Genomic DNA, 16047 nt, shown 5'->3' with positions numbered 1-16047 from the left:
CTGGACAGCTTTAGGCGTCATGATGACGTTTTTTGTGATGCTGCCGTTGGATATCGACGCGCCGGCGCTGAACCTCTGCCTGATGGCTGCGGTGCGCTGGGCGGTGCTTGCCGGCTTTCCCGATACGATGTTTGTACGGGGGCAGGCGGCATGAAGTGGTTTCTTATCCTATGGGCCGGTCCCGTCGCATTGCTGGGCAGCTGGTACTGGCTCTCCTATTACGACATGAGCTTCGGCTTTTACATGCTGACGCGTCAGACCCATGATCTCGTCTTCGAGATTTACGGCAATATTCTCGGTCTTCCGCCGGAAAGCCTGCCGCCGCTGGTGGCGCGCGCCATCGCGGTCGACAGCCTGATCGTTTTTGCAATTCTCGCATTTCGCAAAAGAAAGCAGATTGCTGCTTGGTGGCAGGGCCGTCAGTCGGCGGCGCGGGTGAGTGCGGAAAGCCTGTCCAGCGCGCCCTGAAGAATAAAGCTTGCGGCGGCTGAATCGATGCGTTCGGCGCGCTTGGCGCGTGAGACATCCATTTCCAGAAGCGCGCGCTCTGCCGCAACGGTTGAAAGCCGCTCATCCCAGTAAACGAAGGGCAGGGCGGTTTTTTCGCCCATGGTGCGCACGAAGGCGCGGGTTGCCTGCACGCGGGGTCCGGCGGAGCCATCCATGTTCATCGGCAGGCCGATGATGAAGGCGGCGACCTTTTCCTTTTCAGCGAAGGCCAGCAGCACCTGGGCGTCCTGTGTGAATTTTACACGCTTCAACACCGGGCGCGGTGTCGCAAAACGCCGCGACAGATCCGACATGGCAAGCCCTATTGTCTTCGTACCGAGGTCTAGGCCGGCAATAGCCTGGCCGGGCTGAAGCACCTGCGCCAGTTCCTCAATGGTGAGTGTCGCCATGTCGCGTGCTGCCTTTATCTTTTGCGGACGAATTCGGTGCGCAGCACCAGACCCTTGACCGCATCATGCCTGCAATCGATCTCTTCGGGATTGTCGGTCAGGCGGATCGACTTGATGACGGTACCCTGCTTGATGACCGTACTGGTGCCCTTGACCTTCAAATCCTTGATCAGCGTTACGGAATCGCCATCTTCAAGTACATTGCCGGCGGCATCGCGCACTTCATTTGCACGGGCTGCCTCGGCTGCGAGTTCCGAAGCCGGCCGCCATTCGCCGCTCGCTTCGTCATACACGTAATCGTCATTATCCGCGGCCATTGTCGCCTCTCTGAAATATTGGTAGTGCGGTTGTGCAGGCCGTCCTATGTCATACTATACCGGCAATACAAAGGAGAACTTCCCATGAAAATCACCTGGCTCGGCCATTCCGCCTTCCGCCTTGAAAACGGTAGCGCGAAGATCCTCATCGATCCTTTCTTCACCGGTAATCCCGGTTTTGCCGGGCAGGATGGCAAATCGGCGGCCGAAGGCATCACTCATATTCTCCTGACCCATGGCCATGGCGACCATGTCGGCGATACCGTGCAGCTTGCCCGCGAAACGGGCGCGACCGTGCTGGCCAATGCCGATCTTGCCGCTTGGCTGTCCGCCAAGGGCGTCGCCAAGGTCGATATGGGCAATACCGGCGGCACGGTCCATTTCGACGGCTTTTCCGTCACCTTCACCAATGCACTGCATTCCTCCGCCCAGATCACCGAAGATGGCGTCTCCCATTCGCTCGGCAATGCCAATGGCCTGATGCTGCATTTCGAGGACGGCCCGGCCGTCTATCACATGGGCGACACCGACATCTTCTCCGACATGAAACTGATCAACGAACTGCACCAGCCGGATATCGGCCTCGTGCCGATCGGTGACCGCTTCACCATGGGCGGAGCTGTCGCGGCGCTCGCCTGCCAGCGCTTCTTCAATTTCGGCAATGTCATTCCCTGCCACTACGGTTCCTTCCCGATCATCGACCAGACGCCGGAAAAGTTCGTGGCCGGCATGGAAGGCGCGGAAGCGCGTGTCCACACGCCGAAGGCCGGCGATACGCTGTCCTTCTGAAGCTGCGTGAGAGCATGTCGTTGCCGCAAAACCGCTCCGCAGTTTGACGCGACATGCTTTCTACCGTTGCGAAGGACGGACATGGTGATTATAGCGGGTAGGAAAATTCCTACCGGAGTAAAACCATGTCCGTCGATCTCGCCACCGTAAAGCGCGTTGCGCGCCTTGCCCGTATCGCTGTCACCGAAGATGAAGCGCAGAATATGCTCGGCCAGTTGAACGGCATACTCGGTTTCGTGGAGCAGCTTTCGGAAGTGAATGTCGACGGCGTCGAGCCGATGACGTCAGTCACCCCGGTGGAGATGAAAAAGCGCGCCGACGTGGTGACCGACGGCAACAAGGCGGAAGACATTGTCGCCAATGCGCCTGCGACCGACCGGGACTTCTTCATGGTCCCGAAAGTGGTCGAATAACCCGATCGCCGTTTGCCGCCTGATTTTTCCGAGATTTTCGAAAGCCGTTGCCGACCATGACCGACCTGACGAGCCTGACTATTGCCGAAGCCCGCGCAAAGCTGAAAGGCAAAGAATTCTCCGCCCTAGAGCTGACCGACGCCTACCTCTCCGCCATCGATGCGGCCAACGGCGCGCTGAACGCCTATGTTGCCTTGACGCCTGAAAAGGCGCGCGAGATGGCCAGTGCCTCCGACGAGCGTATCGCCGCCGGCAAGGCCGGCGAGCTGGAAGGCATTCCGCTCGGCGTGAAGGACCTTTTTGCCACGCGCGACATTCACACGCAGGCCTGCTCGCACATCCTCGACGGCTTCAAGCCGAAGTATGAATCCACCGTCACCCAGAACCTCTGGGATCAGGGCGCCGTCATGCTCGGCAAGCTCAACATGGACGAATTCGCCATGGGCTCGTCGAACGAAAGCTCCTGGTACGGCCCCGCCATCAACCCCTGGCGCGCCAATGGCTCCGAGCAGAAGCTGGTGCCCGGCGGCTCTTCTGGCGGTTCCGCCGCAGCCGTGGCCGCGCATCTGTGCGCCGGCGCAACCGCAACCGACACCGGCGGCTCCATCCGCCAGCCAGCGGCCTTCACCGGCACCGTCGGCATCAAGCCCACTTACGGCCGTTGCTCGCGTTACGGCATTGTCGCTTATGCTTCCTCGCTCGACCAGGCAGGACCGATTGCCCGTGACGTACGCGACGCCGCAATCCTGCTCAAGACCATGGCAAGCGTTGACGCCAAGGACACGACTTCTGTTGACCTTCCTGTGCCGGATTACGAAAAGGCCATCGGTCAATCGCTGAAGGGCCTGAGGATCGGTATCCCCCGGGAATACCGTGTTGACGGCATGCCGGACGAAATCGAAAAGCTCTGGGCCAAGGGCGTGGAATGGCTGCGTGATGCCGGTGCCGAGGTGGTCGATATCTCGCTGCCGCACACCAGATACGCGCTTCCCGCCTATTACATCGTCGCACCGGCGGAAGCCTCGTCCAACCTTGCCCGTTATGACGGCGTCCGCTACGGCCTGCGCGTCGATGGCAAGGACATTGCCGACATGTACGAAAAAAGCCGCGCTGCCGGTTTCGGCAAGGAAGTGCAGCGCCGCATCATGGTCGGCACCTATGTGCTGTCGGCCGGTTATTACGACGCCTATTACCTGAAGGCGCAGAAGGTCCGCACGCTCATCAAGCGCGACTTCGAAAACGTCTTCCATGAGGGCGTTGACGCGATCCTAGCGCCCATCACCCCATCTTCTGCTTTCGCAGTGGGTGACGAGGAACTCGCCTCCGATCCGGTGAAGATGTACCTGCAGGACGTTTTCACCATCACCGTCAACATGGCCGGCCTTCCGGGCCTCTCGGTGCCTGCCGGTCTCGACGGCAAGGGCCTGCCGCTCGGCCTGCAACTCATCGGCAAGCCTTTCGAGGAAGAGACATTGTTCAAGACGGCCCATGCCATCGAGCAGGCTGCCGGCAAGTTTACCCCCGCCAAGTGGTGGTGAATCCATCCACCAAGTTTTGTACAAGAACGGGCGGCATCAAGTGCCGCCCGTTTTGTTTTCAGCGATTGTCCAACTCACCGCGCACGAGCTCCAGCCCGCGCGTGGTGATGCGGTAGGGCTTGCCGCCGGAGGAGGATATCGCTCTCTTCCGTTTCAGCTTGCGGAAGGTGAGGAGATCGAGGCCGCTGAAAATCCAGCCCTCGCGCGTAAAAAGCGAGAGTTTTTCGATTTTGCGGGCATCGTCTCGAACGAGTTCAATTCTGCCGCCCTGGGCGAGCAGGTGAAGAATGCGCTGTTCGGCGCGGGAAATGTCCATTTTTTGGAAGTCCGGTCGGCGTCACATGGACGCGTGAAAGCAAACCCGGGTGCCGTTAAGGCAGCCGGCTCGGTTTCATCTGGCCCGGCGCGCAAGAAACTTGCGGGCAGGGCCTTTACCGGGACTCCGATTGAGCGAACATAAAAACTCCGTTCTTGCTTCTTTTGGATAGCGGGCAAGTCCAGCAGGGTCAAGCCGGTGGCTTGCCCAGCAAAAGCACGCTGGCCGAATCACACTCGCAATGGTTTAATTTTTACGGCCAAGGAGGGCGCGGTTTGATCGTCATTCGCAATGCGCATGAGCGGGAAGCGGAAGTCCTTGCGGCCATCGGCATCAGGGCATGGCGGCAGGCGACCGCGGCGCTGGGAATCACATCGACGCTTTACGACAATGCGGCCAGCGCCTTTTCCAATTTCACCCGCTCATCATGGCTTGCCATCCGCGTCGCGGAACTTGGAGGCTCGGTTGCGGGGTGGGCCGCGCGGGAGCATTTTGACGAGGTTATTTCCGACTTCTGGATCGATCCCGATTTTCAACGGAGGGGCGTCGGCAGCCGTCTGCTTGCAGATATTGAAAGACTGATAGAGGACAAGGGCTTCGAGACAATCCGGCTTGAGACACATGCCCAGAACGAACCGGCAGTCGCCTTTTTCCGCCACCATGGCTATAGCGTGCGCTGGCTTTCCGTTTCTTATGCGCCGAAGCTGGACCGCGAGGTGCAATCGGTGGGGCTGCAAAAACAGTTGGCCGAGATCGAGAGTGGCCTTTACGGACCCGGGTTCTGAAACAGCGTTTTCAGCGCAACCGCCAACCGCACCGGCCAGTCCGGCATGATGGCGAGCGATGCGAGAAGGCCACTCTGCAATATCACGATGGACAGCAGGATACTGCGGAACGGCTCCTTGCGTGTTTTGTGCCGTAACAGATGTTGGGCCGACACGGCCCCCAGGCTGCCGCCGACGAGAGCAAGCAGGAGCAGCGTGCTTTCCCGGATACGCCATCCGCCCTGTCTTGCGGCTTCCTTGTCCCACCAATAGACAAGGAAAACGAAGAGATTGAAGCCGATATAGGCGATGAGGCAGAAGGTCATCGTGTCCATAGCGTGATTTGAAACCGGCAAGCGTAAAAAAGGCGTGTCCGGCATTGGCGAAAATCGTAGGCCGGTGGCGAGAGGGCGCAACATGTCTTGCGCCCGCGCTGCATTTGTTCTACCCACCAAGGCCAAAGAACCCGTATATCGTGAGCTTCAGATGACCCTTGTAGACGTGCGCACCCCCGACCCGAAACGCTTCATTCCCGGCGCCACCGGCGATTGGGAAATCGTGATCGGCATGGAGGTGCATGCGCAGGTTCTCTCCAATTCCAAGCTGTTCTCCGGTGCCTCCACCACCTTCGGCAATGCGCCGAACTCCAACGTGTCGCTGGTCGATGCCGCCATGCCCGGCATGCTGCCCGTCATCAACGAGGAGTGCGTCAAGCAGGCGGTACGTACCGGTCTCGGCCTGAAGGCAAAGATCAACAACCGTTCGATCTTCGACCGCAAGAATTACTTCTATCCGGATTTGCCGCAGGGCTACCAGATTTCGCAGTTCAAGGACCCGATCGTCGGTGAAGGCACTATCACCATTTCGCTTGGTCCAGACCGTCAGGGCAATTTCGAGGACATCGAGATCGGCATCGAGCGCCTGCATCTGGAGCAGGACGCTGGCAAGTCGATGCACGACCAGCACCCGACCATGTCCTTCGTGGACCTCAACCGTTCGGGCGTGGCGCTGATGGAAATCGTCTCCAAGCCGGACATGCGCTCGTCGGATGAAGCGAAGGCCTATCTCACCAAGCTGCGCTCCATCGTGCGTTATCTCGGCACCTGCGACGGTAACATGGATGAAGGCTCCATGCGCGCCGACGTCAACGTCTCCGTGCGCCGTCCGGGCGAAGGTTTCGGTACGCGCTGCGAAATCAAGAACGTCAACTCCATCCGCTTCGTCGGTCAGGCCATTGAATATGAGGCGCGTCGCCAGATCGCCATTCTGGAAGATGGCGGCGTGATCGATCAGGAAACCCGCCTGTTCGATCCCGGCAAGGGCGAGACGCGGTCCATGCGCTCCAAGGAAGACGCGCATGATTACCGCTATTTCCCGGACCCTGATCTGCTGCCGCTTGAATTCGACGATGCTTTCGTTGAGGCGCTGAAGGTCGATCTGCCGGAGCTTCCTGACGACAAAAAGGCACGTTTCGTGGCCGATCTCGGCCTGTCGGTCTATGACGCCTCGATCCTCGTTTCGGAAAAGGCAATTGCCGATTATTACGAGGCGGTTGCTGCCGGTCGCGATGCGAAGGCCGCTGCCAACTGGGTCATCAACGATCTGCTCGGTGCACTGAACAAATCGGGCAAGGATATCGAGACGACCCCGGTTTCGCCAGAACAGCTCGGCGGTATCATCGATCTCATCAAGGCCGAGACCATTTCTGGCAAGATCGCCAAGGACCTGTTCGAGATCGTCTGGAACGAGGGCGGCAATCCGGCTGAGATCGTCGAAGCCCGCGGCATGAAGCAGGTGACCGATACCGGCGCCATCGAAAAGGCCGTCGATGAAATCATCGCCGCTAACCCGGACCAGGTCGAGAAGGTCAAAGCAAAGCCAACGCTCGCCGGCTGGTTCGTCGGTCAGGTCATGAAGGCGACGGGCGGCAAGGCCAACCCGCAGGCGGTGCAGGCGCTGGTCAAGGCCAAGCTTGGCATTGAGGACGAATAAGCGGAGGCTGCCTCTGCCGTAGAAGCATTGAGGCCGACAGCTCTCATCCGTCATCCTCGGGCTTGTCCCGAGGATCTAACGACCCACAAGGTCAAACGTGCTCAGATCCTCGGGACAAGCCCGAGGATGACGTCGAGTACGAAGGACTGACATCACTTCTGCCGGGATCAACGCCCGGCTTTTTCTATTCTGAGACGGAGCCAAATCATGTTTTTCATCCGCACCGCAGGTCTGCGAGATATCGAGCCCGTACGCACGTTGCTGGCCACGACATGGCACGCCACCTATGACGCGATCTACGGCGCAGACAAGGTGAACCAGTTGATCCTCGCATGGCATTCGCCGCAGGCCATGAAGGACCGGGTCGAGAAAAAGGGCGGCGAGTTTCTGGTGGCCGATGACGGCAAGCGGATCGGCGGCATGGCCTATGGCTCGATGTCCACCAAGATGGCGAAGACCGCCCTGCTGCACCAGCTTTATGTGGCGCCCGATCTTCAGCGGCAGGGTGTAGGCCGCGATCTCTTCGCGGAACTCGAAACCTGCTTTCCGGATGCGGAAATCATGCGGCTTGAAGTCGAGCCTAAAAATACTGTCGCAATCGCCTTTTATGAAGGCGTCGGATTTGTCGAGGTGGACCGAATCGAGCGCATGGCTGGCATCGAGGGGCTGCCCGGCATCGTTATGGAAAAGAGCCTGACCCGATGAATGCGACCTTGGAAAATCTTGTAATTCGAACGGCGAGCGAAAACGATGTGCCGGCGCTTGCCGCCATATTTGCCGCCGACGAGATCGGTGGCCACGGCGATACGGCAGACGAATCGGCGCAGCCCGATTACCTCGCCGCCTTCCGGGCCATCGAGGCGTCGCCGAGCGAGACGCTTTATGTCGCTGAACTGGATGGCGAGGTGGTCGGCACCTTCCAGACGGCGATCCTCACCAAGCTCGTCGGGCGAGGGGCGAAGTCCATGGTGATCGAGGCAGTGCAGACGCGGGCCGATATGCGCGGTCGCGGCATCGGTGCGGTGATGATCAATTTTTGCCTGGAAGAAGCCCGCCGTCAGGGTCTGAACGCCGCGCAGCTCACCTCCAACATGGCCCGGCTAGACGCGCATCGCTTTTACGAGCGGCTCGGTTTCGAGAAGCGGCATCTGGGCTTCAGGATGAAGCTGAAATAGCGCGGATATATCTCGAAATGCTGGACAATTGCCGTGAGGGGCGGCATAAGCATGTCTTGTGCCGTGCACGGAAAATCGCTGCGGCGCATTCAAGCCCGAGGAACGTAGAATGAAGACTCTCCTGACGCAAATCTTCACCTGGTGGAACGGCCAGACGATCGGAACGCGGTTTCACACCTGGCGCTTCGGCAAGAAGGTAGGACAGGACGAGTTGGGCAATACCTACTACGAAGGCGGCACCACATCCTGGGGCATGCCGCGCCGCTGGGTGATCTACAATGGTTATGCTGAGGCCTCGGCCATTCCGCCCGGCTGGCATGGCTGGATGCATTACCGCACCGACGTGCCGCCGAGCCAGGAAAGCTACGTTGCGCGTGACTGGCAAAAGCCGCACCAGCCCAATCTCACCGGTTCGTCCAATGCCTATCGCCCGCAGGGGTCGCTGGCTGTGGCCGGCGAGCGCCCGCGCGTAACCGGCGACTACGACGCCTGGACCCCCGGCAACTAAGCATCTTGTGATGCGCGGTGTTGTGCAAAACATCGCGCTTGCTTCCGCCCTCACCGGTTTTTGCCACATTCCGCCCTTAGGCGTTGATCCGGTCGGCGGTTCGACACAGGCAAATATTTGGAGACATATCGTATGAGGAAAATCACGCGGGATCGTTCTTTGCGTGCGCTGACAGTCTCGCTGTTTGCAGCGGTCTCTGCTGTTCTCCTCGTATCACCCGTCTCCGCCGCCCGTCTCGAAAACCGTGTGGCGGTGTTTTCCGGCATCGACAAGATCACCGGCCGCATCACGTCTTTCGATGTCTATATCGATGAGACCGTGCAGTTCGGCGCGCTTCAGGTGACGCCGAAAGTCTGTTATTCCCGCGACCAGACGGAAGCTCAGAAGATCGACGCTTTTGTCGAGGTCGATGAAATCACGCTCGACCGCAAGATCAAGCGAATTTTCACGGGCTGGATGTTCGCCGACAGTCCCGGCCTCAACGCTGTGGAACACCCGATCTACGACGTGTGGCTGACGGGCTGCAAGCAGGATTCTGACGTTCCTGCTCCCTCAACGGCAAGCAAATAACCTTACGTAAAGTCTTCAAAATTGCAGACTGGGCCGGTTGACGGCAAGATCGAGCATTTTCGTATAATCCTGCTTCGGTACGTCAATCGCGCCGAACGTCTTGAGGTGCTCTGTCGTAAATTGCGTGTCGAGCAGGGTGAAACCCTGCTGTCGCAAGCGCTCCACCAGATGCACGAGGCAAATCTTCGATGCATTGGTGCGGCGGGAAAACATGCTCTCGCCGAAGAAGGCGGCGCCCAGCGAGACGCCGTAAAGCCCGCCGACAAGTTCCTCGCCTTCCCACGCTTCGACACTATGGGCGTGGCCGATCTGGTGCAACTCGCTATAGAGCCTGCGGATGACGGCGTTGATCCAGGTGCTGGGTCTGTCCGGCGCTTCCGCCGCGCATCCAGCCATCACCGCTTCGAAAGCGGTGTTAAAGCGAATCTCGAACGGCTTCCTGCGCATCGCTTTGGCGAGGCTTTTGGAAACGTGAAAACTATTGAGGGGAATGATGCCGCGAATTTCCGGCTCGACCCAGAACAGTTCCGGATCATCGGCCGAATCGGCCATGGGAAACAGGCCGGCTGAATAGGCGCGCAGCAGAATATCGACCGTTATGTCGTTATTTCTGCTGCGCCGCCCAGCCATATCGTCTTAGTGAGACGCGTCACCGGCCAGATATTTTTCCAGCCAGTGAATATCGTAATCGCCGTTCAGAATATCTTCGTTCTGCAGAAGATCCTGGAAAAGCGGCAGTGTTGTCTTGATGCCGTCGACGACGAACTCATCCAGCGCGCGACGTAGGCGGCGAATGCACTCGTCACGGTCGCGGCCGTGAACGATGAGCTTGCCGATCATGCTGTCGTAATAGGGCGGGATCTTGTAGCCCTGATATGCACCGGAATCGACGCGCACACCAAGACCGCCCGGCGTGTGGAAATAGGTCAGCGTGCCCGGCGAGGGAACGAAGGTGCGCGGGTCTTCGGCATTGATTCGGCATTCGATGGCGTGGCCATGGAATTCGATATCCGCCTGCGTGACCGACAGGCCCTGGCCTGAAGCGACCCTGATCTGTTCCTGCACGAGATCCATGCCGGTAATCGCTTCCGTTACCGGATGCTCCACCTGCAGACGGGTATTCATTTCGATGAAATAGAACTCGCCGTTTTCATACAGGAACTCGATGGTGCCGGCGCCGCGATATTTCAGCTTGCGCATGGCGCTCGCGCAAATTTCGCCGATCTTCATGCGCTGTTCGACGGTCAGAGCCGGCGAATTGGCTTCTTCCAGCACCTTCTGGTGACGGCGCTGCAACGAGCAATCGCGTTCGCCAAGGTGTACGGCATTGCCTTCGCCATCGCCGAACACCTGCACTTCGATATGGCGCGGCTTGCCGAGATATTTTTCCATGTAGACCGCGTCGTTGCCGAAGGCTGCCGCCGCTTCGGAGCGGGCCGTCGCAACGGCCTCTTCCAGATCGGCTTCGGTCTTCGCCACCTTCATGCCGCGACCGCCGCCGCCCGCCGTCGCCTTGATGAGGACGGGAAAGCCTATTTCGCGAGCGATCTCAAGGGCGTTTTCAGGCTTCACTTCGCCGTCGGAGCCGGGAACAACGGGAATACCAAGCTCCATCGCCGTCTGCTTGGCGGTGATCTTGTCGCCCATGATGCGGATATGTTCGGCGGTCGGTCCGATGAAGGTAATGCCGTGCGCGTCGAGAATATCGGCGAACTTTGCATTTTCCGACAGGAAGCCGTAACCGGGATGAACGGCGTCCGCCCCGGTGATTTCGCAGGCCGCAACGATCTGGTGGATGTTGAGGTAGCTGTCACGCGAAGGCGGCGGGCCGATGCAGACGCTCTCGTCGGCGAGGCGCACATGCATGGCATCCGCGTCGGCCGTGGAATGCACGGCCACCGTCGGAATGCCAAGCTCCTTGGCGGCGCGCAGGACACGTAGCGCAATCTCGCCGCGGTTGGCTATGAGGATCTTCGAAACCATGCTGAACCGCCTTTATTCGATGACCACGAGGGCTTCGCCATACTCCACGGGCTGAGCGTCGTTGACGATGATTTCCACGACCTTGCCGGACTTGGGAGCCGGAATCTGGTTCATGGTCTTCATGGCTTCGACGATGAGGATGGTCTGGCCTTCCTTGACCGTTGCACCCACTTCGATGAAGGGACGTGCGCCCGGGGCAGGCGACAGATAGACCGTGCCGACCATCGGCGAGGACACGGTGTTGGCCGGGTTGCGGGCAGGTGCTGCGGAGGACGCAGAGGCTGCCGGCGCGGCTGCGGCCGGCGCAGCAACGGGGGCTGCCGCCGGTGCGGGCGCATAAGGAGCAGGCGCTGCGGCATAGACCGTGGCGGCGGGAGCGGCGCGGGAAACGCGGATGCGCAGGTCGTCCTGCTCCACTTCGATTTCCGAAAGGTCGGTATCGTTGAGGATATTCGCGAGTTCGCGGATCAGTTCCTTGTCGATACCCTGTTTCTTTTCAGACATGACAAACCCTATTCTTTGTTTCTTTTTATGCCGTGATGTTTTTCAGCGCGTGAAGCGCCATGATGTATCCATATGGTCCGAAACCGCAGACCATGCCCTTAGCCGCGGGTGATACCATCGATTTGTGACGGAACTCTTCGCGGGCGTGGATGTTGGAAATGTGCACTTCCACGACGGGCGTGGAAATCGCGCGAATGGCGTCATGCAACGCGATGGATGTGTGGCTGTAGGCGCCGGGATTGATCACGACGCCAGCCGCCCGCTCACCCGCCTCCTGCAACCAGTCCACCAGCACGCCTTCGTGGTTCGACTGGCGGAATTCCACTGCGAAACCGAGATCGGCACCGGCTTGAAGGCAATCATTCTCGATGTCCTTCAGCGTCTTGCCACCATAGATACCCGGTTCCCTTTTTCCCAGCATGTTGAGATTGGGGCCGTTGATGACGATGATGATGTTGCTCATTCACGTTTCCATAAGAAAATCAGCGACACCTATAGACTGCGCAGCCGTCAAGGAAAAGCCCCCGCAAGCCCTAAACCGGCCGCTGGGCAGGCATCTCACAGGGAATGCAGTGGCTTTTTTAGCAATCAGGAGCAGGTGGCTTTTCCACAGCTGCGCATATTGGCGATTTTTTCCTTCAGAGGGTCGGCGCCAACCGCACCGAAAACCGCCTCGTCGCCGACGATATAGGACGGCGTTCCGGTGATGCCGAGGCTGTTGGCCAGCTTGTAGGTTTCCTGCACCTGCGCATCATTCGGGTTTTCCGCCATCGACTTGCGGATGTCTGCTTCCTTGAGGCCGAGCGAGGTCGCGACTTCCATGGCGCTGTCCTCATTCGCCCGTCCGCGACCACCAAGCAGGGTGCGCTGGAATTCTGCGTATTTGGCCGGAGCAAGCAGCTTCACGGCGTTGGAGACTCGGTGGGCCGCAACCGATTCCGGTCCGAGGATCGGGAATTCCTTGAGGACGACGCGCACCTTCTTGTCGCCCTCCAAAATCGCGTCCATATCGCCCATGGCGCGTTTGCAGTAACCGCAATTATAGTCGAAGAACTCGACCAGCGTCACATCGCCATCCGGGTTGCCGAGCGCCAGATCGTATTTTGATTCGAAGATGGTCTTCTTGTTGTCGGCAACGGCCTCCGCCGCCTTGGCGTTGCGCGCCGCATATTGCTTGCGCTCAAGCGCATCCTGAACCTCGAGCATGATTTCCGGGTTCTCGATCAGATATTGCTTGATGAACTCGCCCATTTCCTTCTTCTGCTGCTCGTCGAGCGCATGGGCGGGCAGGGAGGCGAATACCGTCGAAAGGGCCGTCACGCTGGCAAGAAGGGTGGAACGGAGAAAATGCGCCATATCGGTCCTCATTCTTTGCGGCCGGAGCCTCTTGAAATCTTATGAAGGCAATTACCTTACTTTAAGCCAAATGCCATACGGCAAAAATACTTGTCCGCATTATGATCGCATGATTGTGAAGATTGTGATTCTGCGGCAAGTCTCTGAAATACGGTTCAGGAAAGAGCATGCCCTTGATAACGATCTCGAAGCGGAGCGCCGTCGAACCCTTTCACGCCATGGACATTCTGGCGGAAGCGAACAGGCGCAGGCAGGCGGGCCGCCCCGTCATTTCCATGGCGGTCGGTCAGCCCTCCCATCCTGCACCGAAAGCCTCGCTTGCGGCGGCTGAGGTTGCGCTGAAGCATGGGCGGATCGGTTATACCGATGCGCTCGGCCTGCGTGAGTTGCGGGAGGCGATCGCCGGCCATTACCGGTTACGCCACCAGGTCGCCATCGATCCGGCCCGCATCGCCGTGACCACTGGCTCATCTGCCGCCTTCAATCTCGCTTTCCTCAGCCTTTTCGATGCGGGCGATTATGTCGCTATCGCAAGGCCCGGCTATCCGGCCTATCGCAATATTTTGAAAGCTCTCGGCCTCAACGTCGTGGAAGTGCCGGTCACGGCCGAAACGGGTTATACGCTGACGCCGGCAAGTCTGGAGCGGGCGGAGACAAAGGCCGGCTGCAAGCTGAAGGGCGTGCTTCTGGCAAGTCCGGCCAATCCGACCGGCACGGTGACCGGCCGCGAGGCTTTGAAGCGGCTGGCCAGCTATTGCCAAAGCCGCGACATGGCTTTCATTTCCGACGAGATCTATCACGGCCTTACTTTTGTCGGCGAGGAGACGAGCGCGCTCGAAATCACCGACAATGCCGTGATCATCAACTCCTTCTCCAAATATTATTGCATGACCGGCTGGCGCATCGGCTGGATGGTGCTGCCCGAAAATCTGGTCCGTCCCGTCGAATGTCTGGCCCAGAGCCTTTATATTTCCGCGCCTGAACTGTCGCAGCTTGCGGCGACGGCAGCCTTTTCGGCGGCGGAGGAACTGGATGTCTACCGGGAAAGCTATCGCACCAACCGCGATTTCCTGATGGCGCGCCTGCCGGAGATAGGCCTGCCGCTGGCGTCCCCGATGGATGGCGCATTTTACGCCTATGTCGATACCAGCCGCTTTTCCAACGACAGTATGGATTTCGCCAGGCGCATGCTGGCGGAAATCGATGTGGCGACGACTCCAGGCATGGATTTTGATCCAGAGGAAGGCCACAGGGCGCTGCGCATTTCCTATGCGGGTTCCGTGTCTGACATTGCCGAGGCCGTTGGACGTATTGCCGGCTGGTTGAAATAAGCCGGGATCATCCGTTCGTGGTGCTCAGGCGGGCGTGCAGCTGAAGGTGCTGTTGAAAGCCTTTTCGCCCTTTGTCGTGAAGGTCAGCACCCTTCCGTTTCCGCGCCGCAGCCAGTCCCGTTGCTGCATGGCTTCAAGCAGCGATGCGCCGAGCCCACCGCCGAGATGATGGCGGCGCTCACTCCAGTCCAGGCAATGCAGGCAGACCGGGCGACGGGCCTTCTCGAGCGGTGAAAGGTCTATGCCGAAGCTTGAGAAGAACTCGCGTCCGCTCTCCGTTAAGGCAGGATCATCACCTAACGTCACGAGCCCCTTTGCGGTGATGGCGGCTAGCAGCGCCACGCCGCTTTCCCCGGCCAGATGATCGTAGCAGATGCGCGCTTCCCGCAGCGCCTTGTCCTTCGGTCCCGTGCGGACGCGGACTGCGCCCGTGCGCTGGGCAAGACCCATCAACGCTTCCAGAACATGCGCCACATCCTCGCCGGAAAGACGGAAATAGCGGTGACGTCCCTGTTTTTCCGCTTTCAAGAGTTGCGCCTCGGAGAGCTTCGACAGATGACCGCTGGCGGTCTGCAGGGTCACGCCGGCGGCTTCGGCAAGCTCGCTTGCGGTCAGCGCACGTCCGTCCATCAGCGCCGTCAGGATGTTGGCGCGGGCAGGGTCGCCGATCAGCGCGGCGACATTGGCGATCAGAGGTCCGTCTTTCATGCTTCGATGCTAGCCGAAGCATTAATGCAAAGCAATGGCGTAAAAGAGAGAGGCAAAATACGAGGAGACAAACGATGCTGACCTGTTTCATCCGCTACGAGATCGATCCTTTCAAGGTCGATGCTTTTGAGCGATATGCCCGCACATGGGGTGAGGCGATACCGCGCTGCGGGGCCGATCTGATCGGTTATTACGCGCCGAAGGAGGGATCGAGCACCATTGCCTACGGTGTCTACAACATCGAAAATCTGGCCGCCTACGAAGCCTACAGGGCACGGCTCGCCGCCGATCCCGCGGGGCGGGAAAACTACGAATTCGCCCGCCGCGAACAGTTCATTCGCAGAGAGGACCGGCTTTTCCTGCGTCTCGCCTCCGCTCCGCACGCCGGAGGCGGACAATGATTGCCGTTATTTTCGAGGTCTGGCCGGCTGAAGGCGAGAAGCAGCATTATCTCGACATCGCGGCAGGCCTGCGGGCTGAACTGGAGACCGTCGACGGTTTTCTGTCCGTCGAGCGGTTTCAAAGTATCGGCAATCCGGACAAGATGCTCTCTCTGTCCTTCTTCCGGGATGAGGAGGCGGTGAGGGCGTGGCGCAACACCCTGCCGCATCGCGCCGCGCAGTCGCTTGGCCGGTCCGGCGTTTTTTCCGATTACCGGCTGCGTATCGCGCAGGTGATCCGCGACTACGGCCTGGAGGAACGGGAGGAAGCGCCAGCCGACAGCCGGGAAGTCCATCCGGCAGGGGGAAATGGCTAGGCTGACTTTTTCAGCATCAGTTTTTCTGCATGCCGCTGCAAGGCTTTCTGGTTCGAACTCGCCTTTGAAACCCGTTATAGATGGGCCAATATGGTGCGGGGCACCCTTGGAATTGGACAAGGAGAAT

General features: G+C 59.4%; 24 protein-coding genes. 14 read left to right on the top strand and 10 right to left on the bottom strand.

Annotated elements, in window-relative coordinates; translation table 11 throughout:
* Positions 1-19 precede the first annotated feature (19 nt).
* Entirely contained in the window at positions 20-154 is a 135-nt protein-coding gene (locus BS627_RS24930) for a hypothetical protein (RefSeq protein WP_269834464.1), read from the top strand.
* Positions 151-468, top strand: coding sequence for a DUF6105 family protein (locus BS627_RS06715; protein ID WP_003521478.1), 318 nt, complete (start codon positions 151-153; stop codon positions 466-468). Before BS627_RS24930 ends, BS627_RS06715 begins: the two co-directional genes overlap by 4 nt.
* On the opposite strand, the gene ruvX is transcribed toward BS627_RS06715, so the two are convergent.
* Both ruvX and BS627_RS24495 read right to left on the bottom strand, forming a co-directional pair.
* Positions 420-899 carry a Holliday junction resolvase RuvX gene (gene ruvX, locus BS627_RS06710; protein WP_077982423.1) on the bottom strand — a complete coding sequence of 160 codons (480 nt, stop codon included), beginning with the start codon at positions 897-899 and terminating at the stop codon, positions 420-422. The genes BS627_RS06715 and ruvX overlap by 49 nt on opposite strands.
* Before the next feature lie 14 nt (positions 900-913).
* Positions 914-1216, bottom strand: coding sequence for an alkylphosphonate utilization protein (locus BS627_RS24495; protein ID WP_165691157.1), 303 nt, complete (start codon positions 1214-1216; stop codon positions 914-916).
* Between the two features lie 84 nt (positions 1217-1300).
* Here BS627_RS24495 and BS627_RS24490 point away from each other — a divergent pair, with 84 nt between their 5' ends.
* The 3 genes from BS627_RS24490 (at position 1301) to gatA (ending at position 3956) form a co-directional block, all read left to right on the top strand.
* Positions 1301-2005, top strand: coding sequence for a metal-dependent hydrolase (locus tag BS627_RS24490; RefSeq protein WP_165691156.1), 705 nt, complete (start codon positions 1301-1303; stop codon positions 2003-2005).
* A 125-nt stretch (positions 2006-2130) separates the two neighbouring features.
* On the top strand, positions 2131-2418 hold the full coding sequence (gatC, locus tag BS627_RS06700; RefSeq protein WP_077982421.1) for an Asp-tRNA(Asn)/Glu-tRNA(Gln) amidotransferase subunit GatC: 288 nt from the start codon (positions 2131-2133) through the stop codon (positions 2416-2418).
* A 56-nt stretch (positions 2419-2474) separates the two neighbouring features.
* A complete protein-coding gene (gene gatA / locus BS627_RS06695) occupies positions 2475-3956 on the top strand; it encodes an Asp-tRNA(Asn)/Glu-tRNA(Gln) amidotransferase subunit GatA (protein ID WP_077982420.1) in 1482 nt (493 codons plus the stop codon).
* A 58-nt stretch (positions 3957-4014) separates the two neighbouring features.
* Here gatA and BS627_RS06690 read toward each other — a convergent pair whose 3' ends face one another.
* Positions 4015-4272, bottom strand: a complete 258-nt coding sequence (locus BS627_RS06690; RefSeq protein WP_077982419.1) for a YjhX family toxin — start codon at positions 4270-4272, stop codon at positions 4015-4017.
* 275 nt (positions 4273-4547) lie between these two features.
* Between BS627_RS06690 and BS627_RS06685 the strand changes: the two genes are divergently transcribed.
* Entirely contained in the window at positions 4548-5057 is a 510-nt protein-coding gene (locus BS627_RS06685) for a GNAT family N-acetyltransferase (RefSeq protein ID WP_077982418.1), read from the top strand.
* Here BS627_RS06685 and BS627_RS06680 read toward each other — a convergent pair.
* Positions 5039-5371: a DUF1294 domain-containing protein gene (locus BS627_RS06680; RefSeq protein ID WP_077982417.1), complete on the bottom strand. Its 333-nt coding sequence runs from the start codon at positions 5369-5371 to the stop codon at positions 5039-5041. The genes BS627_RS06685 and BS627_RS06680 overlap by 19 nt on opposite strands.
* Positions 5372-5522: 151 nt before the next feature.
* Between BS627_RS06680 and gatB the strand changes: the two genes are divergently transcribed.
* From gatB to BS627_RS06655, 5 genes are all read left to right on the top strand, one after another.
* Positions 5523-7028 (top strand): Asp-tRNA(Asn)/Glu-tRNA(Gln) amidotransferase subunit GatB, encoded by a 1506-nt coding sequence (gene gatB, locus BS627_RS06675; RefSeq protein ID WP_077982416.1) that lies wholly within the window; start codon positions 5523-5525, stop codon positions 7026-7028.
* Positions 7029-7235: 207 nt separating this feature from the next.
* On the top strand, positions 7236-7733 hold the full coding sequence (locus BS627_RS06670) for a GNAT family N-acetyltransferase (protein ID WP_077982415.1): 498 nt from the start codon (positions 7236-7238) through the stop codon (positions 7731-7733).
* Positions 7730-8203, top strand: a complete 474-nt coding sequence (locus BS627_RS06665; RefSeq protein WP_077982414.1) for a GNAT family N-acetyltransferase — start codon at positions 7730-7732, stop codon at positions 8201-8203. The genes BS627_RS06670 and BS627_RS06665 overlap by 4 nt, the downstream gene beginning before the upstream one ends.
* Before the next feature lie 109 nt (positions 8204-8312).
* Entirely contained in the window at positions 8313-8711 is a 399-nt protein-coding gene (locus BS627_RS06660) for an NADH:ubiquinone oxidoreductase subunit NDUFA12 (protein ID WP_077982413.1), read from the top strand.
* 132 nt (positions 8712-8843) lie between these two features.
* Complete coding sequence (locus tag BS627_RS06655) at positions 8844-9281, top strand: DUF2155 domain-containing protein (protein ID WP_077982412.1); 438 nt, start codon at positions 8844-8846, stop codon at positions 9279-9281.
* A 15-nt stretch (positions 9282-9296) separates the two neighbouring features.
* Here the strand turns inward: BS627_RS06655 and aat are convergent, their stop codons facing one another.
* The 5 genes from aat to BS627_RS06630 form a co-directional block, all read right to left on the bottom strand.
* Complete coding sequence (gene aat / locus BS627_RS06650; protein WP_077982411.1) at positions 9297-9911, bottom strand: leucyl/phenylalanyl-tRNA--protein transferase; 615 nt, start codon at positions 9909-9911, stop codon at positions 9297-9299.
* A gap of 6 nt (positions 9912-9917) precedes the next feature.
* Positions 9918-11264, bottom strand: a complete 1347-nt coding sequence (accC, locus tag BS627_RS06645; protein WP_077982410.1) for an acetyl-CoA carboxylase biotin carboxylase subunit — start codon at positions 11262-11264, stop codon at positions 9918-9920.
* 12 nt (positions 11265-11276) lie between these two features.
* Positions 11277-11768, bottom strand: coding sequence for an acetyl-CoA carboxylase biotin carboxyl carrier protein (gene accB / locus BS627_RS06640; RefSeq protein WP_077982409.1), 492 nt, complete (start codon positions 11766-11768; stop codon positions 11277-11279).
* A gap of 25 nt (positions 11769-11793) precedes the next feature.
* Positions 11794-12231 (bottom strand): type II 3-dehydroquinate dehydratase, encoded by a 438-nt coding sequence (gene aroQ, locus BS627_RS06635; protein ID WP_077982408.1) that lies wholly within the window; start codon positions 12229-12231, stop codon positions 11794-11796.
* Between the two features lie 125 nt (positions 12232-12356).
* Positions 12357-13124: a DsbA family protein gene (locus BS627_RS06630; protein ID WP_077982407.1), complete on the bottom strand. Its 768-nt coding sequence runs from the start codon at positions 13122-13124 to the stop codon at positions 12357-12359.
* A 173-nt stretch (positions 13125-13297) separates the two neighbouring features.
* Here BS627_RS06630 and BS627_RS06625 point away from each other — a divergent pair, with 173 nt between their 5' ends.
* Entirely contained in the window at positions 13298-14455 is a 1158-nt protein-coding gene (locus BS627_RS06625; protein WP_165691201.1) for a pyridoxal phosphate-dependent aminotransferase, read from the top strand.
* Between the two features lie 24 nt (positions 14456-14479).
* Here the strand turns inward: BS627_RS06625 and BS627_RS06620 are convergent, their stop codons facing one another.
* On the bottom strand, positions 14480-15163 hold the full coding sequence (locus BS627_RS06620; RefSeq protein WP_077982405.1) for an ArsR/SmtB family transcription factor: 684 nt from the start codon (positions 15161-15163) through the stop codon (positions 14480-14482).
* A gap of 74 nt (positions 15164-15237) precedes the next feature.
* Between BS627_RS06620 and BS627_RS06615 the strand changes: the two genes are divergently transcribed.
* Together BS627_RS06615 and BS627_RS06610 are read left to right on the top strand one after the other, a co-directional pair.
* Positions 15238-15564, top strand: a complete 327-nt coding sequence (locus BS627_RS06615; RefSeq protein WP_003521451.1) for an NIPSNAP family protein — start codon at positions 15238-15240, stop codon at positions 15562-15564.
* Entirely contained in the window at positions 15561-15920 is a 360-nt protein-coding gene (locus BS627_RS06610; protein WP_077982404.1) for an antibiotic biosynthesis monooxygenase family protein, read from the top strand. Before BS627_RS06615 ends, BS627_RS06610 begins: the two co-directional genes overlap by 4 nt.
* Positions 15921-16047: the final 127 nt, after the last annotated feature.

This window comes from Agrobacterium salinitolerans (assembly GCF_002008225.1).
GTDB classification, from domain to species: Bacteria; Pseudomonadota; Alphaproteobacteria; order Rhizobiales; family Rhizobiaceae; genus Agrobacterium; species Agrobacterium salinitolerans.
This window is presented reverse-complemented; position numbering and strand designations above follow the sequence as displayed.